Raw genomic sequence first — 26,636 nt, 5'->3', positions numbered from 1 at the left:
AAAGACTGATCTAGGATCGAGGTTTGTGTAGGAACGAATCAAGCTTGGCTTTAGCAACAGTGGTACTGCGTAGTTGGATGAGCTGCTTTTGTTCTGTTGCAAGCCCTGCATCCCATCCAATCTCAAGCCCCTTTTGAACCGCCAGGAAGACCGCTTCAGAAGCATCTGTCTGATCAACTTGATCTTTTGCCTCAGCCAGTGCGACTTCTACAATTTGATCTCTACAAGAAAAGGACTTTGGTCCCTTACTTGCTTCATTTCCGTTCGCCAGAATCCATTTAGTGGCCGCGGCCTGTAGGTCCTCTGGGCGATCGACCATTGTTGTAATGAGTCCATCCGGCGCTTCAGTAATTGGCACTGTTACGCCAGTCGCTGCCATACAGATCGCCTGTGACGGATTCATTCGAGCAGGCAGTAACTGTGTCCCACCCCAGCCAGGACACAAGCCCAATGATGCTTCCGGCAAACCAATGTGGTATGGCCTTCGGTCGGGATCTGGTCGACTCGCGATCAGTGCATCACAATGCATCGCTAGCTCCAGTCCACCACCAAGAGTAGCACCGTCAATCGCAGCGACAGTGGGGTATGGCAGGTCAGCGATTCGGTGAAATGCATCACTGCCAAATCGGAGGTACTCAGCGAGCCGCTCATCACTGAGCGAGTCAATCTCTGCTAAATCAGCGCCGGCAATAAAGGCACGGCTACCCGATGTTCTTAGAATGAGGCCCTTTGGAAATTGATCCTGGCTCAGTAAATCGAGAGCGGAATGTATTTGCTCTAGGAGCCATTGATCGAGAACAGCAACATCTCTCTCTGGATTGTCTAACCAGAGTGTGATGACACCAGTCTCACAACGTTGTTGTCTAAGTTGGCAAGAAATCACGGTCATCCAAAAAACTCCACTTCAAGAATGTCAAACAGACTTCGATAGCTCGGCTCATCAAACACCGACAGACGCACCAGAATCAGCCCTAAATCAACAAGCGAAGAGGTCTTGCTGATGAAAATCAGGATCGGGAAAGATGTCCGCGAACGGGATAGATCACGCCGCTGGGTACCCTGCTGAGAATAGCGGTGGGGCACACCGGATTGAATGTCGTGGCCTTCAAAAGTGGGGAGGCCAACGGCTTGATGCTTGAGGCCACCTGCTGGTAACCACGGGTCGGTCGCGGAGACCGCTCAAACATGCTTGGGACCCATTATAAGGTCACAGAAGCCGATTTGCTAGGGAGTAAGCGATTGCTTATCAGGAGCTTATCCTATTTTTTAGGCCTTAAAGACCTTTCGCAACTGTTGCTGGGTTTCTGAGTGAGCAATAACATCGGCAGAAATTTGGGCCGCTCTCTGGTGAATCTCATCTTCCATAGATCCATCTAACTCATTCAGCCATTTTTTGGTCGCCTTCATCGCAATCATGCCTCCTTGGGAGAGCTCAGTTGCCAGCCTTTCAGCGACGTCATTGAGGCTTCCATGATCAGTGAGATGTGTGAGCAAACCAAGTTCTAGGCCGTCTTGACCAGTTCGTGTGCCGCCGCTGAGCAAAAGGGATCGAGCCTTACCGGCACCAATCTTACGAATGAGCCAGGGTGCGACCACAGCTGGGCAGACTCCTAAATCAACCTCGGGATAACCAATTTTTGCATCTGGATGAGAGATCGCAAAGTCACAGACAATCATGAGTCCACATCCACCACCAACGGCAGCGCCCTGGACCACAGCCACAGAGGGCATACTCAGTCGTCGGATTCGCTCAAATGCCCTCGCAAGACCATGTAGCATCGCTGCCATTGCTTGGGGATCTTGCATGACACCCTTGAGATCCATCCCAGCACAAAACGACTTCCCTTCACCCTTAATAAGTAAGACCCGCACATCAGGGTTCTGTTCTAGCTGGTCCAGAACACGATGCAGTTCATTGATCAATGCCAATGAAAGCGCATTTCGTGCTTCCGGGCGATTGAGGGTAATTGTGGCTGTTGGGCCATCGATCGTGAGATCTACTAATGCATCCATATCACGGACTGTAGCAACCCTCACGGAAGCTGCCATTGTTCTCTGGTCGTAAGATGTGCATTGTGAATATTGCCCTACTTATTCCTGCCTATAACGAGGCACCGAACATTCAGCCGCTCTTTGAGGCCCTCGATAAGGCAACAGGGATATCTTTTTCAAGCGTTGTTGTTGTTGATAACGGCTCTACAGACGAGACGGCTGATTTGGCGCGGGCTCATGGCGCGGTTGTTCTGGCTGAGCCGCGTCGGGGATATGGAGCAGCTTGTTTGTGTGGATTGTCATGGCTTGATCAACAGAAGCTAGGTATTGATGCAGTGTTGTTTCTTGATGCAGATCTTTCTGATGATCCAGCGGCGATGCGGCATGTTCTTGCACCTATTGAAGCAGGCCAGGCTGAGCTTGTTATTGGTTCTCGTGTACGGCTAGCGCAGCCGGGGTCACTCAATTTTATTCAACGGTTTGGGAACCGCATTGCATGTACGTTGATGTATTGGACAACAGGGAAAAAATATTCTGATCTAGGACCGATGCGCTGTGTTACATCTCATGCACTCAAGTCGATGTCAATGCGGGATCAGACTTGGGGCTGGACTGTTGAGATGCAAATGAAAGCAGCGCTGCTAAAGCTTCGCGTACAAGAGGTTGATGTACCATACCGCAGGCGTCATGCCGGTCGGTCAAAGATTTCTGGCACGCTTGTGGGGGCGATTCGAGCTGGCTGGAAGATCACCACAACGATCATTATTTTATGGTGGGGACATCGTCGCAGTAGCTCATCATGATCCGCCAAGTAACTGGTGAAGGGCAGTACCTGGATCGTCCTGTCGAAGCAATGACTCGCCAACGAGAGCGATTTGGATTCCAGCAGCGGCAAGCGTATCGAGATCTTCATAAGTGCTGATGGCTGACTCACCCACGACCCGATTGGTTTCGGGAAGAGTGCCAGCCAAGCGAATGCAATGCTGAAGATCGGACTTAAGCGTGGCCAGATTCCGATTGTTGATTCCTAGTAAACATTGTTTCCAATCACATTGATCCAGTAGAGGACGAACGCGTTCGAGGTTCTCAAGACTATGGACTTCAACTAATGTTGCCATACCCAGCTCATGGGCGAGCGCCATCATCTCTAACAGTAGTTCGTCGGGTAGGATCTCAGCAATCAAGAGGATGGCGTCAGCACCGTAGTAACGAGACTCCCAGATTTGATAAGTGTCAATGAGGAAATCTTTTCGCAAAATGGGGCAATCTACCGCATGTCGCACACGACCCATATCATCTACCCGACCACCAAAGAAGGGCATATCAGTAAGGCAGGAGATCGCCGACGCGCCGAACTGAGCATATTGGGCAGCAATGCGCCCTGGATCATATGAATCTTTAAAAACACCGCCCGACGGACTTTTCTGTTTAACTTCTGCAATCACACGAACCGAGGTGCCTGGCTCAATGCTTATCAATGCCTTACAAAAATCACGAGTAGGTGATAATTGTGCAGCGCGTTGCGCCAGTTCTGCCGGTGTTATGTGTTTGCGCCGGACTTCGACTTCTTGTCGCTTTAGGTCAACGATCTCATCAAGGATCGTGCTCATGCTATTTGGTTTCCTTGTCGCTATTGGATCTATTACTGAACCAGTTATAGCGAATCTTGTCGATATTGATCAAGGGGGCAATTCAACAAACGTTCCAACAGCTAGCGCCACATTCGATTGGTACCCCGTTTTGTGGGGGAGTTTGGCAATTTTCACCCTTTGGATTTGGGTGCATTTTCGCTTTTTTAAATTATCACCTCATCGAATTCCAGATGGAAATATGAATGGTATAGGTGGGGTGACGGGCGCTTTTGTTCTTGCTTTTGTCATGCTCCTGCTGGCTACATTAGGCAAAGGATTTGCATCCAGTGGTCTCGATATGCAAGCCGAACCAACACTACGAACTATGTGTATTTTGATGATTGGATCAATCGTTGCGCAGTTACCTGTTGCGGTGTACTTTTTTATCAAGAGTACAAATCGAAACAGCTTCACAATGCCAAGTGTCGCAAAGATGGTGGGCCTGGGATTGATTGGTTTGATACTGACGTTGCCAGTTGTCTTGTTTGCCTTGAATATTGGTTACATCATCCAGTACTGGATGACTGGCAATCAAGATGATGGTATTGCCCATGGTGGGCTCCAGCTTATGCTTGTTTCACAAGACAAGGTCTATCTTCTGCCGGTGTTGTTGATGGTCATTTTAGTGACGCCGCTGCTCGAAGAAATTCTCTACCGTGGGCTCGTGCAGCGAGGTTTCCGAGCGATGGGTTTTCCTCCTTGGGTGGCAATTGTCGCGGCAAGCCTTCCATTTACAATGATGCATCTTGGTGTTGTTGAGCCACCAGCACTAGCGGGTCTATTTATTCTCTCTCTAGGCTTTGGATGGGTTTATGAGCGAGGAGGATCGATCATTGCGCCGTTTGCCTTTCATGCCAGCTTTAATGGAGTCAATGCAGGCTATGCGCTGCTGTTCTCCGCCTGATAGAGTACCGATCTATGAATTCAAAAAACCGTCCAATTGTACTTACCGGTGACACACCTACAGGGCAGTTGCACCTTGGTCACTATTTTGGTTCAGTCAAGCGACGTGTTGAGATGCAGGATTCACATGAATGCTATTTCTTACTTGCAAACATGCATGCATTTACAACCCGGGCAGAGCATTCTGAAGAGATTCGCAGTGACTGCTTCGATATTGTGCTTGATCACATTGCAATGGGCATCGATCCAGAACGCTCTTCAATCTTTCTCCAGACCGAAGTGCCTGCGATTTCTGAGCTCACATATTTATTTGCAATGTTACTGCCATTTAACAGAGTCTTGCGCAATCCCACTTTGAAAGACGAGATCAAAGTAAAGGGCCTTGGAGATAACTACAGTTTTGGATTTCCACTTTATGCAGTGGGGCAAACGGCAGACATTTTAGCATTTCGTGCAAACAGTGTTCCAGTTGGAGAAGATCAGGTGCCTCATCTGGAACTCACTCGTGAGGTTGCTCGACGTTTTAATCAGATATATTGCGGTGTTTCTGATCAAGCTGACGACGATGAACACGTTGGCCTCGGTGGCGTGTTTCCTGTGCCCGTGGCAGATGTTGGAGAAATTGGTCGCTTGGTGGGTACTGACGGCATCAATAAGATGAGCAAGTCATTGAATAATGCAATTCTCATTACCGATACGCCGAAGCAGGTTCGTAAGAAAATGGGCAAGCTTTACACGGGGCGCCAAAGCCCGACAGACCCGGGTGATACTGACAATTCACTGTTTCATTACGTTGATGTCTTTATTGACGACAAAAGCCGAGTTGCTGAGTTGCGAGACCGATACGCTCGCGGTGACAACATAGGTGATGGAGAGATCAAAGTTGAGGTGGCGGAATCGATCTCTAAGTTACTTGAGCCCATGCAAGAGCGGCGTCGCGCTTATGAAAACGATAGAGAGCGGATCTTGGGAATTCTTAAGGATGGATCTGAAAAGGCAATCGCGGCCACGGAAGTCACCCTTAAGGCGGCTAAAGAGGCCGCGAATCTACAATTCTTTGATCGAACGATTCGCTATTGCTAAAACGCAAAGATGGTATCTAAGACCTTCGAGATGATGCCTTTTTCAGCGCTCTTGGCAACTTCACCGTCATGAGTCTTGGAGATGTTCAAATCATGAATCTGATTTGATATAAGCGTATTTGCGGCCGAAACATCTTCAGGTCGGCAGATACCAGTGAGTTGCATCTGCATCGTTTCATTATCATTTCGAATAAAGGTGTTGGCTTCTAATACCAACGTGCCGTTCGGCAAGACCTCAATAACCTCGGCGGTGAGTCGCCCGGTCAGATAGTCTTCTCGTTCATACTCACCCTCACCCAAAAACTCTTTCTCTGCAACGATCTCAAGCTCGGGCATAAGTTCGCTTTTACCAAGGAAGAGTTGGATGCCAGCTTGGGCACTGGGGTAGTAAGGGATCTCACCTGCCAAACCATACTCTTTATCAGTTTCAAGCCCTTGCTCACTCACAGCTTGACTGGCCTCTCTTACGATAATCGTAATGAGATCATGCTTTTCAAAAGATGGTGGTTCTGGCTCTGCAACAACAAACATGCTAAATGACTCAAGATGGGTTGGATTTTCTGATCCACCAGCGTGATTTCTTGCATACTGAATCCCAACAGCTTGCGCCATGAGTGAGCCAGAAGGACCAAATTGAGGAGCTGCAGGTATCCAACTTGTTCCCATCATCTGTGGAAAGACTGGCTGTGACATGTCAATGACAGGTTGAGCAAAGAGTGCATTAGACATGCCTGGTATCATGTTTCCATTAACCAGATTTGTCATTGGCGCGATTTGCATGGGTGCTATTGGGGCAGCTATTGGCATCGGTGCTGGCGCAATCTGCCGCCCCGTGCTAATAGAACAACTCAGGGTAATAACAGCAGCTGCAAAGAAAGTTCGGATCAACATAAAAAGACTCCCGGATCAGATGCCGCCAGTATTAGGTGTTGTAGAAGTTTGTATCGATACGCTATTTGTTGGCGAAAAATCTAAGACGCATTCGCCAGGCTTGCTGATGACAGCAAAGAAAACATTTCGCTCGCCTAATTTTTGAAGCTCTATCATTTGCCCGATAGCGCCCGCCTCTTGTGCTTTCGCTTGGCATCTCAACACGTGGCCTCCAATGAGACAATTGACCGTTACGGTGTCACCGCGCTGAATAACCACTTTTTTTCTTACGTCAGTGCTGCGAAGAATATCTCCTTTTCGAAGATCGCTGGTCGCAACCCGACCATAGGCATAGGTAGGCAATGCATTTTCTTGAATAGCTGTTGGGGACAGCCACTGAGTCATTATCTCTATATCACGTTCATGAATCGTCTCGTTGCGATTGATTCCCCGTTTAATGATAGCGAGTTGAGTCTTGAGTTTTGGCTTTATCAGTATCGAATGATCTGCAACATGTGAGTTGTTTTTCCAAACCTGAGCGATAATTTGTATGCGATCACTTCGTGCTGTGGCGCCTGATGATGATAGTTCGAAACGAAATTCACTCGCAGAAAGACGAAGTGATTCGCTGTTGTTGCGAGAAAAAGCAAACCGTGTATTCGTTGCGTCAGTGCCGAGCTTTTCAAGTGCGTGCATTGCAATAAAGCCGCGTAGTGTTGGCTCAAGCACCAATGATGTAGCATCGATAAACGGCATTTCTTTTGTTTGAGAGATGGTTGGCGGTTGTTCAACAAGCGGCTCAATGGTCATAGATTGCATGGCAAGCGGTGGCTGTACAACAGAAGCAATAGCTGGGCGAACAATAACTTTTGACCCACTGATGTTAATGAGCCCCCAGTTGACTTTCAGGTCACGAAGTGAGACACGTACAGCAGCCAATGGAATCTCAAATGCTCTTTCAGAGCTCGGTGCTGGTGAAACAATGGTTCCAGCAAGGGTCTCTGCTAATTCGCCATCGAGGATGGCTATATCTTTGAGGCAAATAGGTTGTCCAGCTTCTTTTAGTCTGACAGAACGTCGTAGCTGAATTGTGTCAGCGTTGACGTAGCTCGTCATCGAAATCGTAAGTGCAGCAAGAGTAAGTGAGAACAAGTGGTGGCAATTCATGTTGCGGAATCCTGGGTCAAGAGCGTGAGGTTTTAGTCAGAGTTTTTAGAAGCGTCTCATGCGGAGCAGTGCTTGCAACATTTCGTCGGCAGCTTGGACAGCTTGGCTATTCATGTCGAATGATCGCTGCGTTGTGATGAGGCCGACAAGTTCATTGACTGGGTTCACATTGGATTGCTCAAGGAAGCGTTGCATGACCATGCCACGCCCCTCGACCGTTGGAAAGTCAATAAAGGGCTCACCAGATGCTTCTGTTTGGATGTAGAGATTTTCACCAATCTGGCCAAGTCCGGTGTTATTTGTGAAGAGCGCTAATTCAAGCCGTCCAAGTTCGACGAGCTGGTTTCCGCCAGGTTCTGGCGCCCAAACATAACCATCATTTGTGATTTGAATCGTATTGACATCGATATTTGGGGGAACAATAATTTCTGGCAAAAGGCGTCGTCCCTGGGAGTTCGCCATCACAAGTTCACCTTCTGAATTGGTGGTGAATTTGCCTGCTCTTGTGTAGGCCAGACCATCACTAATGTCAGGATCAACTTGAACGACAAAGAACCCGCCACCCTCAATCATGACATCCAGAGCCCCGCCTGTCTTTTGGGCTGGCCCTTGATTGAAGTCAAGCTGTGTTCCTGACACCGCAGTGCCAAGGCCGATGTATAGGCCCGTTGGGCGCTCGTCACCGATGGAATTCTCTGCACCAGGTTGACCGTACTCCATGTAGAACAGATCTTCAAAATTTGCTCTGCTACTTTTGAATCCGGGTGTTTGAGAGTTTGCCAAGTTGTTGGCGGTGATCTCAAGCGACTGGCTCATGGCCGACAAGCCAGTAGCCGCAGTATCCATTCCTAGAAAGCCCATATCATTTTCCTTCGTTTTCAGAAAAGCGGTGTCAGGTAACCCGACCAAATGTGTTGATGGCTTGTCCCATGATGTTGTCCTGATATTGCATCATGACCGTTGAAGCCTGAATAGATCGACTGGCTTTAAGTAAATTGACCATTGATCGCACTGGGTCAACATTGCTTGATTCAATTGAACCTTGTCGTAGGGTTGCATCAGAAGCGGTTAACTCGTTTTTGCTCCCCGGCGAGAAACTCATAAGACTGTCGCCTTTTGGAATCAAGTCTGCATATGACTTCGTTGATGCGATACGAATCTTGCCTAGGTCCGTACCGTTTTGTGTGACTTGTCCTTCATTATCAATTGAGAAGGCACCAGGTTGCACCTTTATCGGTTGGTTAAGCTCATTCAATATTGGAAGACCAGTGGTCACCATGACGAGCTGACTCTCTCGATTGATGGTGAGTCGTCCGTCACGTGTGAATTGAAGTTGGTCAGGATCGGTAGCTGTTCCATCACCGACAATAAAAAAGCCATCGCCATCAAGAGCAAGATCAGTGAACTGACCAGTCTCTTTAATGGTGCCTTGTTTGAATACCAGTCGAGTGTCATCAACAAGGGTGCTGCCGCCGAGTCCTTCCAACATCAATTGTGGATCAGATATTGAAGAAGGGTCTTCCAATCTTGCGGGCAGCCGCTGCATCGCTGCAACCATTGACTCCTTAAAAGCAGGCGTCTGAGCATTGGCAAGGTTGTTGGAGATCACGCCCATGCGGTGCATGTTGGTGAGAATCCCACTCGCTGATAGGTACAGTCCATAGTTCATGGTCTAGGCTCCCGCGGCGCGGCATCACTGATATGAGCGCTTTCGGGGTCACTCGCTGTGGCTGCGAGATGCAAATCTGTAGCCAGATGAGCCAAACGAATGGCTTCGGCTGCTAAGAGGTTGAGCACTTGCTCATCTCTATGGCCAACCACGGGTCTGCTAGATTGATTCGATCGTGTGAAGAGGTCCCTCATACGGCACTCCTTTGCCCTTAATGGTGGATCAAATCAAATAATGCAATTACCGTGCCGTTCTTAAAAGGAACTGCAAAGAGGACTTCTAATCCTCAAAAAGGCGTTTTCTGGTTCCAAGCCCATCAACTTGTGAGGCGCACGCATCACGCTTGCGCATCTATTGCGCTGTAAGCTTATGGGCCTCATAGTTGAGAACAGCGGCGCTTGAGATGCTGGAGGCCATTTTCATCCGATATGAGATCAGATGCAGGCCACCAATCTATTTCAGCAGCCACTTCAGGCCTTCTTCACTTACTTGAGAATTGAGGCAGGGCTCGCGGCGGCCACCCTCGATGCCTATGGACGAGACACCGCCAGGCTTGTCCGGTTCCTCGAAGCAAAGGGAATCGACCACTTTGGTGCAGCCACCCCACGGCTCCTGGCGGATCATGTTCGAGATCTACATACACGACAAGGCCTTCAGCCGGCATCGGTTGCGAGACATCTTTCCACGCTGCGGATGTGCTTCCGCTTTCTCAAGGCAACGGGTGTTGTTGAAGAAGATGCAACACGGCTCCTCGAGTCCCCATCAAGATGGAAACGTCTGCCTGGCGTACTCACGCCCAATCAAATGCGAAAACTAGTTGAGGCTGCCTGCGAAGGATCTGGACGTCTTTGGATTCGTGATCGCGCCATCGTTGAGTGCATGTATGCTGGAGGGCTACGCGCAAGCGAAGTTGGTCACATTGGTCTTAATGACTTTGACAAAAAAATTGGGGTGCTCCGAGTCTTGGGCAAAGGGAATCGAGAGCGGTTGGTGCCAATTGGTAAGCCTGCTCAACATTGGACTGAGAAATATATTGAAACACTGCGTTCAGAACTAGCTCGGTTTGATGATCGACGCGACAAGAATAGGCTCTTCCTTTCACATGGTGGACGGCCGCTTGAGCGAATTGCAATCTGGCAGATCATTCAGCGGCTATCGAAGCAAGCAGGGCTTGAACATGTGCATCCGCATATGCTTCGCCACAGCTTTGCCACTCACCTCTTGGTGGGCGGTGCTGATTTAAGGGCGGTCCAGGAAATGTTGGGCCATGCCGATATCTCAACAACCCAGATTTACACACACGTAGATCGGTCGCATCTCCAGGCGGTTATTGAAAAACACCATCCACGTCCATAGATATCAAATATGAAGAAATATTTGGGGGATCTATGCGTTACAATATGGAGCTACCCAGGCCTATGAAAAGCTTGGTATTTCCGGAGTATGTCGATGGGCCAGATCATAAACGTTCAATTCAGAGTCGCTGTTCGCCAGGCGATGGCGATTGGGGTACTGCTGGCGTTTCTTAGTGCAACAGCTGCTGTTGTCGCGCAGCCAGCAGCGATGAACTACTTGCAGCCACGGATGGAGCGGGCCAACTTCCAAGATCTCTGTAATGCACTGGACCTCGATCCTCAGCAGCGATCTATGTTTCATATGCTTTTCGAAGACTATTTAGAAGATGTCACTACGACTGCGAGCCAGGCAGATGCACAAGCAGACACTGTTGGTCGCCAAAAAATTCTGGCCGCCATGGAGGGACGAGCAGTTCTGATGGCGGATCAGTTACGCGATATGCGTTTAGCAGTTCTATCAAGCTATGAGCAAAATTGTGCGAATCGCGGCACCCAGCTTTTAGAAGAACTATTGCAAGAGTTAGAGATGGTGCTGATGGATATGCAGGTTACGAAGTGGCCTGGAGCTGTCAGGAGTCTCCGCCGCCAAGTCTATTTGCACGCCCGCCAGGCTGACGGCAATTTAGAGTCGTACGCAGGTGATGGCGTTGACATTTGTCAGCTCTTGGAACAATCAGGTGATATCGGAATCGATTTAGAAGCAGATCGCGTCCTGAGCCAAATCTATCGCGACTACGAACAAGAGGTTGATCAGATTATTGTTGATGCAGTTGGAAGGCACCTGCTAATCCAGATCGAAATGGAAATAGCAAGCATTGCAAAAGATGTTGATCGGCTTGCTGAGCTTGAGGCAACGGTGATCTCTGGATGGGACCAACTGTATGACTTGAACCAGAGGCGAGGACGGCAGATTGCGGAGCATTTTGCCTCACTTGGCCAAGCGAACGTGGCCTCTAGCTGGTTGGAACAAATTAAAAAAGCCAACTTTCCTTGGTTGTTTGTCCAAAGCGAGCCAGTGTTTGTTTATGAATGGATTGTTCGTGAGCATCCAGAATATTCCGCTGCAGCTCAGCCAGTCATGGATTCGTATAACGAACGAATGGGTGATCTCAAGAATCAAATGATCGTCATGATTATCAATGCTCGTTCAGATGATGGCATTGTGTTACAGCCCAACATGTCTAACAGAGTGATCGACTCTGGTAGGCGAGGTGAACTACAAGCAGCGTACTTGCGTCTTACAGGCTCTTGTAGCGTGACAAACTCACAAGCGTTGGCCTCTTTGATGGGCTTACTTGATACGGAGACTCACGAGTCGCTGCAACGAGACATTCGTCGATGGCGAGCCAATCTTTAGCCAACGCTTAACTTCGCTCTAATGTTATTAGGTATTTTGGCAGCCATTGGTGGTGCCCATCTTGTTCGTAAGATGGAACTCTGGTGAAGCGGATTCTCAAGAGCCTCATCTGGACGAGGTCCATTAAAAAGAACAAGGCCTATGAGGCTGTATCTGGATAATGCGCATTGATGACTTTGAGCCATTGCGCGCCACTACTACACTCAATGAAGGCTTTCTTGACCTGATCAGCATTGGGATGGTGTTGAGAGAACTTAATGCCGAACTTACGCATTAATTTTGAGGCCAGCGCATCTCCATGGAGTCGTTGCGAAACAGTGAAGTGGTCAAGTAGCGCCTCGCGCTGCTCGGTGATCGAGGGTTGATCGACAGAGCATCCCTTCATCAGAGATCTTGCTTGCTGGAATATCCATGGATTGCCAATGCAGCCTCGGGCGACAGAAACAGCATGCACCCCCGTATATTCAAGCATGTGAAAAATATCTGTTGCTTCCCAAATATCACCACTTCCAAAGATGACTCGATCGGGATATCTCTGAACTAAGTTACGCAGCGCCGTCCATCGACCTGGTCCAACATATTTTTGCACAACAGTTCGACAGTGAACGGTGGCCCAGGCATATCCAATTTCATAAGCCGCATCAAAAATCCGCTCAAAGTGTCTTTCCATTTCCGGTGAGTCTTCAAAAGCGCGCCGAATTTTCACGGTCACTGGGCGTCGTTTGTCGACGGCATCATAGACAGCTTGCAATACAGCAATGGCTTCATCAGAGGCAGCCAAAAAGTGACCGCCGCGGCGACGTTTGCGAATTTTCTTAACCGGGCAAGCAAGATTCACATCAACCACGTCATAGTTCATGTCAATGAGAAGGTGCGCAGCCTTGGCCATTGTTTCTGGCTCAGAACCCATAATTTGTCCAGCAACAGGATGGTCATCTAACCCACCAAGGCGGTTATGTACAGGGTCACCTAAACCACACTCAGCGGCGAGCAGGTCAGGGTCTTCCCTTGTTCGTCCCTTACCGCCACTAATCAGCGTTGTATCAAGTAGTGCTTCTGTGACACAGTAAGGGCACCCATGGTGGCGAGCGACTAATCGCATGGCGGCATCTGAATAGCCAGCCAGCCCCGCTTGGAAAAAAGGTGCGTCAAAACGAGGCAGCAATTCGGTGATACGGCGATCCATTTCCCAGCAGGTAGCAACCTGCATGACAGATCGGTCGATAGACCGCGACTCACCCAATTCGATGTTATCTGCTGAGAGATTGACTGACATGAGGCTGTCCATGATACCGCTGTCGACTGCTGAGGCCTCCACAAAGTAGGCTAGGGGCGCAATCAGCCTCCCGTGAAGAGGCATTCAGTTGAATAGGGGAGGAACGGGGGGCAGTCTCTGATAGACTTTCTCACAGATTATGTGCCGTACAAATAAAATCCTGTTTTTGACCGTTGCTGGAGTCAGCCTTTTCTTCGCGTCGTGCCATCCGCCGCGGTATCTGCCTGAGAAAGCGACAGTTGCCTATCCAGTGCATTTGCACGCTACTTCTTCAACCAACATCCAAGCCTTCCGTGATGGCCAGTGGATCTTGATTGTAAATGCGACAGCAACCAGTTATTACGAGCCCAAGATTTGGATCAATCAACAATATGTCTCGAGTATCCCAGAACTTCTAGCGGGGGAGACTATTGTTCTTTCACTTTGGGACTTCCGAAATCAGCTCGGTGAGTCATTCAATGCTGGTGGTCTTCTTAGAACTTCAATACCGACACCAGTTCGCATGGCCGAGATCCAGATCAACGATCAAGAGCCACTGGTCGGCATGATCTCTATCGCTTCTGGCGAGACAAACTAAAGCAACACTGCGTATTGCAGCAAGAACCTAGCGTGGGCGACAATCGACAGGTGTGAAGCGTTTGTAATTTAAGAAAGTGACTGGAAATGAATTCTTGGCGTCTTGGCCATGATGTTCTTCGCTGACCAGTTGCCACTCTTTTGTATCGAGATCAGCGAAACGGACATCTCCATCTACATTGGCGTGCACACGAGTAACGTAGGCACGAGAAGCCAGTGGCTCGGCCACACGATAAATCTGTGATCCGCCTGCAACGAACGGTTCACTGTCATGTCCAGCAACATTCAATGCTGCTTCAATGCTCGAAACGACAATTGCTCCTGGCACCTTGTAGTTCGGATTTCGAGAAATAATGATATTGACTCGATTGGGTAGCGGCCCTGGCAGGGTTTCGAAAGTTGTTCGCCCCATGATGAGACAATGTCCGGAAGTGAGTTGCTTGAAGCGGATCAGATCGCGCGAGAGCCGCCAAGGCAGAGCCCCCGCATTGCCAATCACCCCATTTTCTGAGACAGCCACAATCATGGAGACAGACATAAGTTGTTGGTCCTGTTCTCAGCGCCTTGTTGCTAGACCGCAACCGGAGCAGATATGTGTGGCTGAGGTTTGTATTCGACTAAGTCAAAGTCCTCGAAAGAAAAGGAGAAAAGATCTTTGATCTCTGGGTTCATTTTCATTCGAGGCAGCTGCGTTGGTTTTCGCTCAAGCTGCAATTGAGCTTGTTCTATATGGTTGCTATACAAATGCGCATCACCCAATGTGTGAACAAACTCGCCCGGCTTTAGGCCAGAAACTTGTGCAACCATCAATGTGAGTAAAGCATACGATGCGATATTAAACGGAACACCAAGAAAAACATCCGCACTTCTTTGATAGAGCTGACATGACAGTTTGCCCTCTGATACATAAAACTGAAAAAGTACATGGCACGGTGGTAGGGCCATTTCTTCTAAGTCGCCAACATTCCAGGCACTGACTATTAAGCGTCTTGAGTCTGGTGAGGTTTTAATACGTTCGAGGACATCACTGAACTGATCAATGGTGCGACCATTCGTCGCTGTCCAGGATCGCCACTGATGGCCATAAACAGGACCAAGATTTCCATCTTTGTCTGCCCATTCATCCCAAATCGATACGCCCACCTCATTCAGCGTAGATGTATTTGTGTCTCCGCGAAGAAACCACAATAACTCGTGAATAATTGAACGCAGATGAAGCTTCTTTGTCGTGAGCAGTGGGAATCGCTCAGAGAGATCGAAACGCATTTGATAGCCGAAGAGGCTTCGGGTACCAGTACCAGTGCGGTCAGTACGGTTTGTGCCATTATTCAGAATGGTTTGCATCAGGTCGAGGTACTGTTGCATGATCTTCTTTCAAAGTCTGGGCAGATCGAACGGGTCATGATTCGGTCATCCTACAGCCGGTTCGGCAAGGGGTCTCCCTTGTGTGGGTGGTTGCCAGTTGTCCACCGTGGGTACAGCTGCAAGAAGCCGTTGGGTGTATGGATGTTGAGGGTTTTTGACAACCTGATCCCGAGGCCCCAGTTCCACAATTTTACCTTTATTCATGACTGCGATGCGGTCACAGATATGGCTGATCACGGCCATATCGTGACTGATAAAGAGGTATGCGAGGCCATGTCGGTCTTGAAGATCCTGGAGTAGGTTGAGAATCTGAGCTTGAATTGAAACATCGAGTGCTGAAGTAGGCTCATCACAAACAACAAGTCGGGGCTCTAGGGCTAGAGCGCGTGCAATACCAATGCGCTGGCGCTGTCCACCTGAGAATTCATGGGGAAAGCGTTGTGCAGCTGATGCCGGCATTCCACACTCTTCGAGTAGTGCATGGACACGCTTCTGAAGTTCTTTGCCCGATGCAATGCGATGGACACGTAGTGGTTCTCCAACAATTGAGCCAATCCGAAGACGTGGATTGAGAGAACCCACAGGATCTTGAAAAATAATTTGCATTGATTGGCGTTGGCGCCGTAGCTGCCGCCCTGAAAGGGCCATGAGATTCTGACCATCGAAGTTGACATTGCCAGAGTGAGCTTTTATGAGGCGGAGAATAGTTCGAGCCAGTGTTGACTTGCCGCAGCCGGACTCACCAACGAGTCCTAGTGTATGGCCTCGATGAAGATCAAAAGAAACATCGTCAACGGCCTTAAGTTGGCCTGTAACACGTCTGAAGAGACCAGTTCTGACCGGAAAGTAAGTGCTCAGATTTTGCACGCTGAGGAGTGGCTGGCCGTCACCTGTCGAGGCTTGCGAGCGGTTATGAACAGTGGCACCAGTCATGACATTGATAGTAGCCGATCTGAGGTACGCCTCCGCTGAAAACATAGATGGTGATACTGAAATCCAATTTTCGAGATTCCAGGAGGCGTTTTTTGAATGATCTACCCCCTCCGAATTCGAGGTGAGTCAGAAAATGTGAATTGGTTAATGAGCGGGTAGGTCCACCAGCCGATACTGTGTTCAGATATGACTAAGCATATACCAGAGGCCCGCAAGAGAGGTAGCCAGCCAGCCAATTCCACCGCGGTTGAAGCTCGATCCCCTGACACACTCCACCATGTTTTTGGTCGGCGTGGTTGGTTGGTACCAATATGTCTTGTTCTGGTGTTGGTTTCCAACATTATTGCTTTGTTCCTGCCGTTTTTAACAATCAGTGGTCTTAGGCCGGGCGTCTATAGTCTTCTCAATACAATCTCGCTGCTTTGGGAAGCCGGTCTCATTCCGATCTGTTTGCTCATCATCTTATTCTCAGTGATCTTCCCACTATTCAAAAACGTTTCTCTAATTTTCCTTTGGTTTTCACCAATGGAACCAAAGAAACGGTTACATGCAATTCATATATTTGAATCGCTTGGCAAGTGGTCGATGCTGGACATCTATGTGATGATTCTCATTCTCGTATTTACTTCCGACCAACTATTCATCGGAGCCAAGCCAATGATTGGCATGCTCTGTTTTGTACTTGCAATAATCGGTAACATGGTCATGGCAAGAATCATCGCTGTCATGGATGGGTACAGCCATCGGACAAAGATTAAAGAACGCGAATTAGAAAGTAAGTTCATTCCACTCGTACGAGTGGGCTGGCCTGGACTAGCAGTTCCAATTTTGCTTATCGCATCCATGCTGATAATTGCAGTGACTTTCTTTGCCCCACTCGTCAAAATTAACAAGATGTTTTTGTACGCTCATAAGTACACTTTGTGGACAGCCACAGAGGAGTTGTTTAAGCATTGGCATTGGGGCCTTGGAATTTTCATGCTCTTGTTTTTGCTCATCATGCCGCTGCTATCACTTGCGATGATTTTGTACCTTTGGCTAGGCAAACGGACGGTTCAAGCGAGTACAAGGGTCTTGGTTCTGTACCGAATGGCAAATCACTGGTCAATGCTCAATGTATTTCTGTTAGCGCTCGGCTTGTTCCTGATCGATGGCAAAAAAATGGTAGAACTAGATGTAGATGTGGGCGTTTGGCTGCTCATTGCGACGGTTATCGTTATGTTCTTTTCAACCGTATTTGCTCGCATCCTATTACGCCGCATCGGCATCACACTGTCGAATAACCAGGCGTCTTAGGGTGTTAACCGACTCAGTGGGACCGAGATGGTCAGCGTATCTCCGCTGCTGTCGTTCTCGTCAGATCGCCAGACGCGAAGCTTCGCTGAACTCCCCGGCATCATTGAAGAGATTGTTGAACGTAATTGCGAGACGCTGCTAATAGCCTCATCGTTGACGTGGGTGATGACGTCACCAGGTAAAATGCCACTCTCCCAGGCAGGTCCACTTTTCGTGACCGAGCTTACGCAAACGCCTTTGGTACTGAATCCATCAAGCTCTAATGCTTTGGAAATAGGTTCATCAATTTCTAGAATGGCAGATGATCCAAGTTCACGCGCGGATTCAGAATCCATACTGATGGGAAGGCGTTGAGACTTGTTTGCTTTTGTGTCATAACGCCAAACGTTGAATTCAACCGTGTCTGTTGGTGAATCAAACAACTGTTTCATCAGTTGGCGTCGCTGAGCGACAGTTTGTCCGTTGATAGTAATGATCACATCTCCCGCAAGCATGCCATGGCGCGCGATTGCAGAATCTGGTTCAACGTTGTTAAGCAGTAATCCCCAGCCACGGTATCCCTGTGCGGCCAGGCTGTCGGCGATGGGCTGATTTAGGTCAACAATGTTAACCCCCAAGAAACCCTTCTGGACCTCACCGGTTGAGATGATCTGCTCAACGACCGGGTAGATCATTGACATCGGAATTGCTAAGCCGATACCTGCGAACTGACCCTCTTCAAAACCACGATCACGCCCAGTTGCAATGGCCGTATTCATGCCGATGACACGGCCATAAATATCTGTGAGCGGTCCACCAGAATTGCCTGGATTGATTGCCGCATCTACTTGGATAAAGTTTTCATAGCCAGGTGCCATGCCAGTGTCGGTACGAAGTAAACCAACACTTCGGCCTTTGCCAGAGACAACACCAGCAGACATTGAGAATCGGAAATCAAACGGCGAACCGAAGGCGAAGACCATATCGCCTTGTTGAACGTCGGCAGATGAAAGGGATCGTCGTGCAGGGTGCAAGTTTCCCGGGCTCACTTTTAAAACAGCAATATCAGTTGAGACGTCTAAACCCACAACTTGAGCATCAAGTAGATCACCGTCATAGAGCTGAATTTGAATTTCACTAGCGTCTGCAACAACATGGCTATTGGTCACAATGTGTCCCAGATCGTCATAGACCCAACCACTTCCAGAGGCATACCCCTGTATTCTTCCACGAAGCCCCGTTGACATCTCATGCCGAGCATCAACATGTACGACAGAAGGTTCAACGAGCGTGGCAATGTCTCGAAATGAAGCGTTCATTTCTTCAAGGATTGTGCTTTCAGTGAGTCGCGTCTGGGCCTGCACAATGCGCGCTTGAGTGTGTTGAAAAGTAAGTCGATGAGCGAGTTCAGGACCAAGTAGCAATATCAATACAGCAGTACAAAGGACAAGAATGGCGGGGCCGTATGAGTTGATCCGTCGCATTTGCGACTCCTGTTTTTTACGATGGCTGATAGACGGACAGAGCTTCCGCCCCCATGGATAAGGACGTACATGGAGATTCTTCGGCATCCTAGGGGACAGCCTTTGGCGGTTCCCCTTCTTTCCTTCAGGAAGATGTCTGAATCACCTTAAAATCGCATTTCCGGGTCAACCAAAGCCAACTAGAAGAGATCGGCCTCGCCTTCACGCATGGTGTACGGGTGCTCACCCAAATCATTGTTACGTACTTGGGTTGCCCATCGTTCTACAGCGGTGGTGATTTGTGGTCCAATTTGAGCCTGCGGCTGCGCAAATTTTGGCTGCCAACTGCTCAAACCGAGAATGTCCTGAAGCACCACCACCTGGCCGTGACAGTCAGGTCCAGCTCCACAGCTGATGACTGGGCAGGCAACAGACTCAACGATTCGTTGCGCTACTTCAACGGGCGTCGCTTCAAGTAGAAGCATGATGGCGCCGGCTTCAGCCATAAGGACAGCATCATTGACGAGGCGCCTTGCATCCTGTGCAGTGCGTCCAGTGGAGTGATAGCCACCGGTGAGTTTGGCTTGCTGTGGTCGCGATCCGATATGGGCTACGACAGGGATACCACCGCGCACCAAGTGTTCAACGGTGCTAGTGAAACGATGATCCACCTCAAGTTTGACCAGATCGGCTTGACCTTCAGTTAAGAAGCGTCCAGCATTGGTGAGTGCTTGTTCATCATTTATTTGGTAGCTCAAAAATGGCATGTCAGCCATCACGAGGCATTTTGGAGCACCACGCTTGACGGCTGCTGTAAGAAGGATCATGAAGTCAAGGGGCGCATGAATAGTCTCGGGCAAGCCAAGAATAACTTCTGCAGCGGTATCGCCGACCAAGAGAAGCTCTATGCCAGCTTCTTGAAGCCAGCGAGCGGTCGTCGCGTCATAACAAGTGAGGCACGTGAAGCGCTGCTGGCTTCGCGCCATTTTGCGGATCTGTTGCATGGTAATAGGGGCATCACCACGAGCTGGTTGGTTTAAAGAAACCTCCACGAGTTCTTTTGACTCCGCATTCATACTTGTCATTTTTGACCCCACTTGATTGGGAATACAGACTTAAAGACTTTGTTTATTGACTTTGAGTGGGCTCCATGCCACTGAGCTGCGCAATCTGATCGTCTTGAAGCACTAATCGAATTTGATTGCGAGTACGCTCACTAAGTTCATCCCGTTCAAACTCAATCTGTTCTCGCGATCGTTCTGTCTGCATTCGAGATCGCCAGTTTCGATCATCAGCCTCTTCTTTATTCGGATCTGTTGCGACAATGGCCATGTCGACTAACTGGCCACTGAGCTCTTCATATTTTGCTCGATACTCCAACGATATATCAACAATGCGTTGTCGTTGGGTCGCCGTTAAATCAGGTAATGACAAAGCCTGTTGGAGTACATCTACTGCCGATTTGTTGTCTTCGTAAACAACACCAAATCCTTGGCGATTGTAAGTGCTTTCCACCCTAGAGCCACTGTCAGGTGTTAGTTCGGACAGCACCGTTTGAAGAGATTGGCGGTTGATTTGCATTAAGACCGCTTGAGAGGATCGCATTGAATCGGCATCAATATTTCTGAAGCGGCGCCAGCTGGAACGCTGGTTTTCTTCCATGGCAGCATCAATCATGACACCACCAACAGCATTCTCGAATGCCAGGCCATCCTCATGAGCTCTCACAAAAGCGGCAGTCGCAATTTGCTCATATTCCATAAGTACCGCATCGAGGCTAATCAGCTCGTCTCTCGACAACTCACTCGAATAGACCACGTTGACCAGGTCAATCGTGGGTTCATCAGTGTCTTCCATCCCAATAATCCACGTGGGTATGAAATCTAAATGACCTGCTCGCATAGAAATGCACCGAGATCTTGTGCGGTCATCCACCAGCCTTTGCACGAGAGGTGAGCCTTCTGGCACAAACATAAGACTGACATTATTCAGAAAAGACTGATCGAGTTCAGCAAGCTGAGCAATCGCACCTGAGCGTAGAGAAAATGCATCATCGAGATCGCTACGTGAGGGAGGTGTTACGTCCTTATCTTCTTCTAGATTCAGTGCCCAAAGTGTTTTTTGAACCTCATCGGCCTGTGCAAGATCTCCGTCAAGTAATTCCTGGTACTCGTCTCGATAGTCGTTGTACAGTTCATTGACAAGCTCATTCTCTGATGCAGGCAAGTCGAGTCTTGCTTTCAGTCGTTCTAATTCACCTTGACTTATTGGAGGCGAAAGCCAGCGAGCAGTAACGCCTTTGCTTCCCGATGTTGATCGCCATGATCGGGGTCCTCGTCGCCGACCCGCGCCGGTTTCTGTTGAGGCTGTTTGTGTTGACTGACCGGCAAGAAGTTGGGCCTTGACCTGCTGCATATCGTTTTGACCAAGAATGAGCTCCAAGCTTGCCAGCGCCTGTTCTCGTAACTCACTGAGTTGTTCACGAAGCTCACCGAGTCGGATTCGATATTCATTCTCGTTATTTCTTCCCCAGCGATCCATCATGCGGGTGTTTTTTCGGTCGCTATCAATCGCATCAACCATCTTTTTAGTGATCGTATCAACACGTTCTTCTAGCTCCATCGCTTCCATGGCGATCATGTCCCGCTTTGCTTGGGTTAGACCGTCAAGCGTCAACGCTGCATCGAAGTACTGTTTCACGGAGCCTGAAACAGGATTTGCTGACTGATAGCCATTCTTGAGATAGTTTCGCCATAGCTGGTCTACTTGATCATCGCTTAAGACGGTTCGCAATTGTGTAAGAGCGTTACGGTTCAGATCACTGACCTGAAAACTCTTCTTAACCAATTCGACTTCAAGATCACCCCAAACAGTTCGAAAATCTTGGAAGAGTTGCCCTCGCATACTTGGGTCAGAGATGCTCTCAGCGGTATAGCCCATTTTTTCCAATTCATCGATGAGTTTGGTTGGAATACGGACGACATATTCATGGAGGCGCGTTGTTCCTTGGGTGAGTCGTTCTTCATAGTCCTGCATGACGGGATCAGCAGCGGCAAGAACATCTGGCGTAATCATCATTTCGTCATACATGGTGCTGAAGTCAATAGAAGCAGCAGGGTTCATTTGTCGTAGGAGTAGCGTTGACGCAGCTTGGCTTCGAATTCGCTGTCGAGCCATAAGCACACGCTCGAGTAATGCAAGTTGCTCATCACTAAGAAGTTGCTGAAGCTCTTCAAAGAGCGCGACATCCATTGCTTCGATCTGGTTATTTATTCGTAAGTAGCGAGACAACGTTTTCTTAAGGAGATCTGGATTCGTCATGAGTTGCATGCCACGAGATGTGACATCGGTCATGAACTCTTCAATTTCACCTTCGCGTAGTTCGCGGAATGTCTCTCCATAGGCAGCATGAATCTGGTCCAATCCTTGCCGCTGGGCATCAGTCAACTGAAGTCGATCCGCGTAACGAGCCAACTCGCGTTGTGAGATCGGATCTGGCATTGCGCCATATGTTCCTTGACCCATCGCTGTTGGCACAGCGATAAGGCTGGCAAATATTGCCGCAGTCACAATCATGGTCAGGCGCAGCTGAGTCTTTTTAAGGCACACAGAGATTACATTGGCACAAGACAACTTCATCGATCGCTTCCTCTCATTTCGACACTTCTCTACACGGACATACTGTCCAACAATTTGGGTACATACACTTAGAACCCAGGTTGGCGAAAAGGTTCCAAAAACGAACCCTCACCAGCAAAGAAGAGGATCAATTCTAGCCGATCGGCTCATACTTCTGGTGGCTAAGTGAATCATCTGCATTAGAAGTCAGTGAAATTGGCCAGATTAGCGTGCTGTGGCACCGCTAGGACCCAAAAATAGCTGATTCTCAGATAGGTGAAGTCCCCGGTGGCGGCTGCTCAAGACCCCACTACGCGTGCTGCCAGCGGCCTGTTGCTCATGAGCATCAATCGCACCCTACATGCCAACATATCGCGCATACAGGGTCCGGGCACGGGCTGTCTGACTGGTGCCGCTGATCACAGCTCTGCCATTTTGGAAGAGTAAAAGCTTGATGGGGTCGTCTTGGTCACCCTGTTCATGCGTAAAGGAGCCATGAATGAGGTGACCATTGGTACGAAAGTCGCCATGCGGTTCAAGTTGGCTCAGCAGAGCTTCTAAATTGACGGATGAAACAGATCCATTGCTTGCGAAATCTGTTGGCCAGATTTGGATGGCGCTGCGGCCGCATAAGGTCGAAGTTGTTTGTTCTCGTTGTCTGTCAAGAAACTCAAAATGGCCTTGTGCGCAACAGGGGCATGTCTTGTTGCGAGCAGTTGAGGTATCAGTTCGGTGGGTGACATTTGACCAGAGATCAATACTAAAAAGCGAACGATCTAGTCTTTCAAGGTTGCCGGTGATGATCTTGATTGCCTCACTCACCTGGAAAGAGGCAACAATTGTCACAATTGACGCGAGTACACCAGCGGTATCACAGGTTGGCGTGCTTCCAGCAGCAGGTGGTTCTGGAAAAATGCATCGGAGGCAGGGTGTTGCATCTGATGCACTCCAGTTTGGTTTCACATCTGAACTTGCCAGACGTGAGGTGGGGTGGGGTAGTATCGGCATTGCAAGTCCGGTTGTACCAACGGCACCGCCATACAAATAGGCTCGGCCTTGATGTACAGCAAAGTCGTTCACAAGGTAGCGGCTTTCAAAGTTATCCAACCCATCAATGATCAGGTCAGCAGATCCAACCAACTGACCCACATTGGTCGCATCGAGGTCTTGGACTTGGGACTCAATTTCAGTTGTGCTATTAATGCTCTGCAAACGCAGTTTCGCGGCCTCTGCTTTTGGCATCGCGTTTAAGGCGTCGCGCTCGCTGAAAAGTATTTGTCGTTGCAGATTGGTTTCTTCGACAACATCTCGATCGATTAGAGTGAGTTTCCCAATGCCTGCACGTGTCAGTAGTTCTGCACTACAGCAACCCAAAGCGCCGCAGCCGATGACACATACATGAGCGTTGCCAATGGCATCTTGCCCCAGGGCGCCAATATCCGGCAAGATCATTTGACGATGGTATCGGTTCATGGCTGCATGCCAGTTTGATTGTCATCAGAACCGTCTTGGCCGTAGAGTAGTCTGGTCCACGCCCGGACTTCAAAGTCTTGTATGGCCGAACTGCGAAAGTCTGCTTGCAGAGTAAAGTCGCCTGTGCTGAGATCGTCAACCATGGTGCTGCTCAAGCCGGTTAGTTTTGTAAGAAGTTGAGCAATGCTCTCACGGTCGGCCTTTGAAAGCTCTTGGTTTTTGCCCGCCATTTCACAACCACTTTTAAGTAGGTTTTTTGGACCACCGGCGGGCCATCCGCTGCCCACCATCGTGGCGACCAGTTCAACCCGAACTTCTAAGCCAGCACGCGATTGTGGTGGAAAGCTCTTGATGAGCCACATTCGAAGTTTGGTGGCCGGTACATTATTTTTAGCAGCGCGACGTTGGGCATCGGTGAGCTTTGTGTATTCCGTGATTATTTGTAACTGCTCTTGTTCGGTCAATATAGGAATCTGTAGGAGCTCATTGACACGATTCAAAACCGCAGGATCACTCAGTGGATTTGCGGTTAGTGCTGGCAGCTTACGCAACACATCTTGCTGTTTTCTTTTTGGCAACTGTGGAAAAGTAGGATTGAAGCCAGTGAGTTGCCACCTGATATAGGCATCTATAAACGGATCACGATGTTGTGTTCGAATAAGGTTCTGGCTAATCAGATTTGGTGGTGGCGAGAGTGTTGTTTCAAGAGCGAAACTCGCTTCATCGCGCATTGGTTTTTGGCCCTTCTGTGCGGCGATCGCTTCTTCTCGCAACTGGCGCAGAATGGCCTGCATTTGTGCGGTTGGGCTCATCACCCGCGGCGGATCTTGTTGGCCAATAGCAGCGTGGGATCCGCCCATGAGCGAGAGCCATAACACAGCGAGCAATGACATCCAAAGTGGGCTGTTATGGGCCATGGCATTTCCTTCCTGCAATTGCAGTAAGGGTCAGGCTGACGGTTACGCTACCTTGAGCGTATGTAGCCAAATCAGTCCAAGGCAAATCTGAGGCATCACCAGGCGAAGTGAGCAAAGGCTTTGTTTGCATCAGCCATTCGGTGCGTATTTTCACGCACTGTTGCTGCTTTGCCCTCACCATTGGCTGCATCATAGAGTTCCCGCGCCAGACGATTGGCCATTGGCTTTCCTGACTCACTGCGAGCAGCCTGAATAAGCCATCTAAACGCAAGGCTTTGACGGCGTGCCTGTGTGACCTGCATAGGAACTTGGTAATTCGTACCACCAACGCGACGTGATCGTACTTCGACGTCAGGCTTGGCTCGGTCGATAGCTTGCCGAAAGACTTCGATAGAGGTCTTGGGAAGTTGCTCAAGCTTGTCTTTGTCCAGGCGCTTCTGAATCTGATCTAGGGCACCATAGACCACTTTCTGAGAAGTCGACTTTTTGCCATCCAACATCACGCAATTGATGAATTTGGCAAGGACAATGTCATTGAACCTGGGGTCAGGTCGCAGTTGCTGTTGAGACTTTGTAATACGTCCCGCCATGGCGGTCTCCTTTTTGGCTCAGCCACTCCAGTGTGTGGAGCTTCTTGTTCACCGTGGCCCAATGGCTGCTTCGAGCAGAACCAGAGGATGAGAGCCACGATTACTTGCCGTTCTGTTTTTGTGAGCGGGCTACTTAGCTCGCTTGGAACCATACTTTGATCGACCCTGCTTACGCCCATCGACACCCAGTGTGTCGTGTGATCCACGAACCACGTGATAGCGGACACCAGGAAGGTCACGAACTCGACCACCCCGCACAAGCACAATCGAGTGCTCTTGAAGATTATGACCTTCACCACCAATGTACGCCGTAATCTCTTTGCCATTTGAAAGGCGAACACGAGCAACCTTTCGCAGTGCAGAGTTCGGCTTCTTGGGCGTCATTGTTCTCACCTGAAGGCAGACACCACGCTTTTGCGGTGAAGCTTCTAAGTCACGAACCTTCGACTTGACAGTCGGCGCCCGGCGTGGCTTGCGTATCAGTTGGTTGATCGTTGGCATTGTGGAGTTACTCTACGGGATACTCTGGAAATTCAGGGCCGCGTACTCTAGCAAGGGCTGATGGCCCCTTCAAGGCGCCTAACGATCATTCTGTCGTTCTTCAGATGCTTCTTGAGCACCGATGACCGCCATTTGGTCACATCGCTCATTCTCTGGGTGGTCATTATGGCCCTTGATCCAGTGTCCACGTAGCTGATGGTGGTGCCTCAGGCTGTCTAAACGCTGCCAGAGGTCTTTATTCTTCACAGGCTTATTGCCGCTTCGCTTCCAGCCCTTCGCAATCCAGCCATCCATCCACTTAGCAAGGCCTTCCAGCACATATTTACTATCAGAGTAGATATCCACCACCGCTGGGCTAGTGAGGCCCTCTAGTGGTGTGATAATCGACAAAAGCTCCATTCTGTTATTGGTCGTATCAGCGGCGCCACCATAGGCCACCTCTTCTTCACCAGTTTCCATAGACCTCAGTATGTAGGCCCAGCCACCTGGCCCGGGATTACCGGAGCAAGCTCCATCAGTGAAGAGTGCATATTGGGGCGTCTTGGTGACCACGCCACCATGATAGGGCACTCCAGCCAAACAGCCCAAGTTCTGACTCCTTGTGGATATAAGGCGGACTTGTT

The 26,636-nt window shown here is 49.3% G+C and carries 27 protein-coding genes; 7 read left to right on the top strand and 20 right to left on the bottom strand.

Going from position 1 to position 26,636, the window contains the following annotated elements; genetic code table 11:
* Positions 1 to 10: 10 nt before the first annotated feature.
* Both P8J86_04670 and P8J86_04665 read right to left on the bottom strand, forming a co-directional pair.
* Positions 11 to 889, bottom strand: coding sequence for an enoyl-CoA hydratase/isomerase family protein (locus P8J86_04670; GenBank protein MDG2053983.1), 879 nt, complete (start codon positions 887 to 889; stop codon positions 11 to 13).
* 377 nt (positions 890 to 1,266) lie between these two features.
* The gene (locus P8J86_04665; GenBank protein MDG2053982.1) at positions 1,267 to 2,049 is read right to left on the bottom strand and encodes an enoyl-CoA hydratase/isomerase family protein; all 783 of its coding nucleotides are present in this window, start codon (positions 2,047 to 2,049) and stop codon (positions 1,267 to 1,269) included.
* Between the two features lie 26 nt (positions 2,050 to 2,075).
* On the opposite strand from P8J86_04665, the gene P8J86_04660 reads away from it, so the two are divergent.
* The gene (locus P8J86_04660) at positions 2,076 to 2,795 is read left to right on the top strand and encodes a glycosyltransferase family 2 protein (protein MDG2053981.1); all 720 of its coding nucleotides are present in this window, start codon (positions 2,076 to 2,078) and stop codon (positions 2,793 to 2,795) included.
* On the opposite strand, the gene P8J86_04655 is transcribed toward P8J86_04660, so the two are convergent.
* A complete protein-coding gene (locus P8J86_04655) occupies positions 2,790 to 3,602 on the bottom strand; it encodes an indole-3-glycerol phosphate synthase TrpC (GenBank protein ID MDG2053980.1) in 813 nt (270 codons plus the stop codon). The two genes, P8J86_04660 and P8J86_04655, sit on opposite strands and share 6 nt — an antisense overlap.
* Here P8J86_04655 and P8J86_04650 point away from each other — a divergent pair.
* Positions 3,601 to 4,527, top strand: coding sequence for a CPBP family glutamic-type intramembrane protease (locus tag P8J86_04650; protein MDG2053979.1), 927 nt, complete (start codon positions 3,601 to 3,603; stop codon positions 4,525 to 4,527). The two genes, P8J86_04655 and P8J86_04650, sit on opposite strands and share 2 nt — an antisense overlap.
* A gap of 14 nt (positions 4,528 to 4,541) precedes the next feature.
* Positions 4,542 to 5,609, top strand: coding sequence for a tryptophan--tRNA ligase (gene trpS, locus P8J86_04645; GenBank protein MDG2053978.1), 1,068 nt, complete (start codon positions 4,542 to 4,544; stop codon positions 5,607 to 5,609).
* Here trpS and P8J86_04640 read toward each other — a convergent pair.
* Genes P8J86_04640 through P8J86_04620 form a run of 5 tightly spaced genes read right to left on the bottom strand, consistent with a single transcriptional unit; the run spans position 5,606 to position 9,508 of the window.
* On the bottom strand, positions 5,606 to 6,499 hold the full coding sequence (locus P8J86_04640; GenBank protein MDG2053977.1) for a flagellar basal body L-ring protein FlgH: 894 nt from the start codon (positions 6,497 to 6,499) through the stop codon (positions 5,606 to 5,608). The genes trpS and P8J86_04640 overlap by 4 nt on opposite strands.
* A gap of 15 nt (positions 6,500 to 6,514) precedes the next feature.
* Positions 6,515 to 7,645, bottom strand: coding sequence for a flagellar basal body P-ring formation chaperone FlgA (gene flgA / locus P8J86_04635; protein ID MDG2053976.1), 1,131 nt, complete (start codon positions 7,643 to 7,645; stop codon positions 6,515 to 6,517).
* Between the two features lie 45 nt (positions 7,646 to 7,690).
* Positions 7,691 to 8,506: a flagellar basal-body rod protein FlgG gene (gene flgG, locus P8J86_04630; GenBank protein MDG2053975.1), complete on the bottom strand. Its 816-nt coding sequence runs from the start codon at positions 8,504 to 8,506 to the stop codon at positions 7,691 to 7,693.
* A 31-nt stretch (positions 8,507 to 8,537) separates the two neighbouring features.
* Entirely contained in the window at positions 8,538 to 9,314 is a 777-nt protein-coding gene (locus tag P8J86_04625) for a flagellar hook basal-body protein (protein ID MDG2053974.1), read from the bottom strand.
* Entirely contained in the window at positions 9,311 to 9,508 is a 198-nt protein-coding gene (locus P8J86_04620; GenBank protein ID MDG2053973.1) for a hypothetical protein, read from the bottom strand. The genes P8J86_04625 and P8J86_04620 overlap by 4 nt, the downstream gene beginning before the upstream one ends.
* A 244-nt stretch (positions 9,509 to 9,752) precedes the next feature.
* On the opposite strand from P8J86_04620, the gene P8J86_04615 reads away from it, so the two are divergent.
* Entirely contained in the window at positions 9,753 to 10,670 is a 918-nt protein-coding gene (locus tag P8J86_04615) for a tyrosine recombinase (protein MDG2053972.1), read from the top strand.
* Positions 10,671 to 10,763: 93 nt separating this feature from the next.
* On the top strand, positions 10,764 to 12,026 hold the full coding sequence (locus P8J86_04610) for a hypothetical protein (GenBank protein ID MDG2053971.1): 1,263 nt from the start codon (positions 10,764 to 10,766) through the stop codon (positions 12,024 to 12,026).
* Positions 12,027 to 12,165: 139 nt separating this feature from the next.
* On the opposite strand, the gene P8J86_04605 is transcribed toward P8J86_04610, so the two are convergent.
* On the bottom strand, positions 12,166 to 13,302 hold the full coding sequence (locus P8J86_04605; protein MDG2053970.1) for a tRNA-dihydrouridine synthase family protein: 1,137 nt from the start codon (positions 13,300 to 13,302) through the stop codon (positions 12,166 to 12,168).
* A 139-nt stretch (positions 13,303 to 13,441) separates the two neighbouring features.
* Between P8J86_04605 and P8J86_04600 the strand changes: the two genes are divergently transcribed.
* Positions 13,442 to 13,879, top strand: coding sequence for a hypothetical protein (locus P8J86_04600; GenBank protein ID MDG2053969.1), 438 nt, complete (start codon positions 13,442 to 13,444; stop codon positions 13,877 to 13,879).
* 27 nt (positions 13,880 to 13,906) lie between these two features.
* On the opposite strand, the gene P8J86_04595 is transcribed toward P8J86_04600, so the two are convergent.
* The 3 genes from P8J86_04595 to P8J86_04585 are packed head-to-tail and all read right to left on the bottom strand — an operon-like array spanning position 13,907 to position 16,176.
* On the bottom strand, positions 13,907 to 14,416 hold the full coding sequence (locus P8J86_04595; protein MDG2053968.1) for a dihydrofolate reductase: 510 nt from the start codon (positions 14,414 to 14,416) through the stop codon (positions 13,907 to 13,909).
* Positions 14,417 to 14,448: 32 nt separating this feature from the next.
* Positions 14,449 to 15,243, bottom strand: a complete 795-nt coding sequence (locus P8J86_04590) for a thymidylate synthase (protein ID MDG2053967.1) — start codon at positions 15,241 to 15,243, stop codon at positions 14,449 to 14,451.
* 45 nt (positions 15,244 to 15,288) lie between these two features.
* Positions 15,289 to 16,176: an ATP-binding cassette domain-containing protein gene (locus tag P8J86_04585; protein ID MDG2053966.1), complete on the bottom strand. Its 888-nt coding sequence runs from the start codon at positions 16,174 to 16,176 to the stop codon at positions 15,289 to 15,291.
* 186 nt (positions 16,177 to 16,362) lie between these two features.
* Between P8J86_04585 and P8J86_04580 the strand changes: the two genes are divergently transcribed.
* Entirely contained in the window at positions 16,363 to 17,472 is a 1,110-nt protein-coding gene (locus P8J86_04580) for a paraquat-inducible protein A (GenBank protein ID MDG2053965.1), read from the top strand.
* On the opposite strand, the gene P8J86_04575 is transcribed toward P8J86_04580, so the two are convergent.
* The 8 genes from P8J86_04575 to rnhA form a co-directional block, all read right to left on the bottom strand.
* Complete coding sequence (locus tag P8J86_04575) at positions 17,469 to 18,935, bottom strand: trypsin-like peptidase domain-containing protein (GenBank protein MDG2053964.1); 1,467 nt, start codon at positions 18,933 to 18,935, stop codon at positions 17,469 to 17,471. The two genes, P8J86_04580 and P8J86_04575, sit on opposite strands and share 4 nt — an antisense overlap.
* 179 nt (positions 18,936 to 19,114) lie before the next feature.
* Positions 19,115 to 19,999, bottom strand: coding sequence for a 3-methyl-2-oxobutanoate hydroxymethyltransferase (gene panB, locus P8J86_04570; GenBank protein MDG2053963.1), 885 nt, complete (start codon positions 19,997 to 19,999; stop codon positions 19,115 to 19,117).
* 43 nt (positions 20,000 to 20,042) lie between these two features.
* Positions 20,043 to 22,553, bottom strand: a complete 2,511-nt coding sequence (locus P8J86_04565) for a hypothetical protein (protein MDG2053962.1) — start codon at positions 22,551 to 22,553, stop codon at positions 20,043 to 20,045.
* 336 nt (positions 22,554 to 22,889) lie between these two features.
* Positions 22,890 to 24,005: a ThiF family adenylyltransferase gene (locus P8J86_04560; protein MDG2053961.1), complete on the bottom strand. Its 1,116-nt coding sequence runs from the start codon at positions 24,003 to 24,005 to the stop codon at positions 22,890 to 22,892.
* Positions 24,002 to 24,922: a hypothetical protein gene (locus P8J86_04555; GenBank protein ID MDG2053960.1), complete on the bottom strand. Its 921-nt coding sequence runs from the start codon at positions 24,920 to 24,922 to the stop codon at positions 24,002 to 24,004. The genes P8J86_04560 and P8J86_04555 overlap by 4 nt, the downstream gene beginning before the upstream one ends.
* 95 nt (positions 24,923 to 25,017) lie before the next feature.
* Positions 25,018 to 25,512: a 30S ribosomal protein S7 gene (rpsG, locus tag P8J86_04550; GenBank protein MDG2053959.1), complete on the bottom strand. Its 495-nt coding sequence runs from the start codon at positions 25,510 to 25,512 to the stop codon at positions 25,018 to 25,020.
* A gap of 129 nt (positions 25,513 to 25,641) precedes the next feature.
* On the bottom strand, positions 25,642 to 26,013 hold the full coding sequence (gene rpsL, locus P8J86_04545) for a 30S ribosomal protein S12 (protein ID MDG2053958.1): 372 nt from the start codon (positions 26,011 to 26,013) through the stop codon (positions 25,642 to 25,644).
* A 78-nt stretch (positions 26,014 to 26,091) separates the two neighbouring features.
* On the bottom strand, positions 26,092 to 26,601 hold the full coding sequence (rnhA, locus tag P8J86_04540; GenBank protein MDG2053957.1) for a ribonuclease HI: 510 nt from the start codon (positions 26,599 to 26,601) through the stop codon (positions 26,092 to 26,094).
* Positions 26,602 to 26,636 lie beyond the last annotated feature (35 nt).

This window comes from Phycisphaerales bacterium, from assembly GCA_029268515.1.
Lineage (GTDB): Bacteria > Planctomycetota > Phycisphaerae > Phycisphaerales > SM1A02 > JAQWNP01.
The sequence above is the reverse complement of the archived record's forward strand: the minus strand, read 5'-3'. Positions and strand labels throughout refer to the sequence as shown.

Excerpts from the sequence above, each read along its gene's own strand:
- P8J86_04670 (MDG2053983.1), bottom strand. The coding sequence starts at position 889 with ATGACCGTGATTTCTTGCCAACTTAGACAACAACGTTGTGAGACTGGT.
- P8J86_04665 (MDG2053982.1), bottom strand. The coding sequence starts at position 2,049 with ATGGCAGCTTCCGTGAGGGTTGCTACAGTCCGTGATATGGATGCATTA.
- P8J86_04650 (MDG2053979.1), top strand. The coding sequence starts at position 3,601 with ATGCTATTTGGTTTCCTTGTCGCTATTGGATCTATTACTGAACCAGTT.
- P8J86_04655 (MDG2053980.1), bottom strand. The coding sequence starts at position 3,602 with ATGAGCACGATCCTTGATGAGATCGTTGACCTAAAGCGACAAGAAGTC.
- trpS (MDG2053978.1), top strand. The coding sequence starts at position 4,542 with ATGAATTCAAAAAACCGTCCAATTGTACTTACCGGTGACACACCTACA.
- P8J86_04640 (MDG2053977.1), bottom strand. The coding sequence starts at position 6,499 with ATGTTGATCCGAACTTTCTTTGCAGCTGCTGTTATTACCCTGAGTTGT.
- flgA (MDG2053976.1), bottom strand. The coding sequence starts at position 7,645 with ATGAATTGCCACCACTTGTTCTCACTTACTCTTGCTGCACTTACGATT.
- flgG (MDG2053975.1), bottom strand. The coding sequence starts at position 8,506 with ATGGGCTTTCTAGGAATGGATACTGCGGCTACTGGCTTGTCGGCCATG.
- P8J86_04625 (MDG2053974.1), bottom strand. The coding sequence starts at position 9,314 with ATGAACTATGGACTGTACCTATCAGCGAGTGGGATTCTCACCAACATG.
- P8J86_04620 (MDG2053973.1), bottom strand. The coding sequence starts at position 9,508 with ATGAGGGACCTCTTCACACGATCGAATCAATCTAGCAGACCCGTGGTT.
- P8J86_04615 (MDG2053972.1), top strand. The coding sequence starts at position 9,753 with ATGCAGGCCACCAATCTATTTCAGCAGCCACTTCAGGCCTTCTTCACT.
- P8J86_04610 (MDG2053971.1), top strand. The coding sequence starts at position 10,764 with ATGGGCCAGATCATAAACGTTCAATTCAGAGTCGCTGTTCGCCAGGCG.
- P8J86_04605 (MDG2053970.1), bottom strand. The coding sequence starts at position 13,302 with ATGTCAGTCAATCTCTCAGCAGATAACATCGAATTGGGTGAGTCGCGG.
- P8J86_04600 (MDG2053969.1), top strand. The coding sequence starts at position 13,442 with ATGTGCCGTACAAATAAAATCCTGTTTTTGACCGTTGCTGGAGTCAGC.
- P8J86_04595 (MDG2053968.1), bottom strand. The coding sequence starts at position 14,416 with ATGTCTGTCTCCATGATTGTGGCTGTCTCAGAAAATGGGGTGATTGGC.
- P8J86_04590 (MDG2053967.1), bottom strand. The coding sequence starts at position 15,243 with ATGCAACAGTACCTCGACCTGATGCAAACCATTCTGAATAATGGCACA.
- P8J86_04585 (MDG2053966.1), bottom strand. The coding sequence starts at position 16,176 with ATGACTGGTGCCACTGTTCATAACCGCTCGCAAGCCTCGACAGGTGAC.
- P8J86_04580 (MDG2053965.1), top strand. The coding sequence starts at position 16,363 with ATGACTAAGCATATACCAGAGGCCCGCAAGAGAGGTAGCCAGCCAGCC.
- P8J86_04575 (MDG2053964.1), bottom strand. The coding sequence starts at position 18,935 with ATGCGACGGATCAACTCATACGGCCCCGCCATTCTTGTCCTTTGTACT.
- panB (MDG2053963.1), bottom strand. The coding sequence starts at position 19,999 with ATGACAAGTATGAATGCGGAGTCAAAAGAACTCGTGGAGGTTTCTTTA.
- P8J86_04565 (MDG2053962.1), bottom strand. The coding sequence starts at position 22,553 with ATGAAGTTGTCTTGTGCCAATGTAATCTCTGTGTGCCTTAAAAAGACT.
- P8J86_04560 (MDG2053961.1), bottom strand. The coding sequence starts at position 24,005 with ATGAACCGATACCATCGTCAAATGATCTTGCCGGATATTGGCGCCCTG.
- P8J86_04555 (MDG2053960.1), bottom strand. The coding sequence starts at position 24,922 with ATGGCCCATAACAGCCCACTTTGGATGTCATTGCTCGCTGTGTTATGG.
- rpsG (MDG2053959.1), bottom strand. The coding sequence starts at position 25,512 with ATGGCGGGACGTATTACAAAGTCTCAACAGCAACTGCGACCTGACCCC.
- rpsL (MDG2053958.1), bottom strand. The coding sequence starts at position 26,013 with ATGCCAACGATCAACCAACTGATACGCAAGCCACGCCGGGCGCCGACT.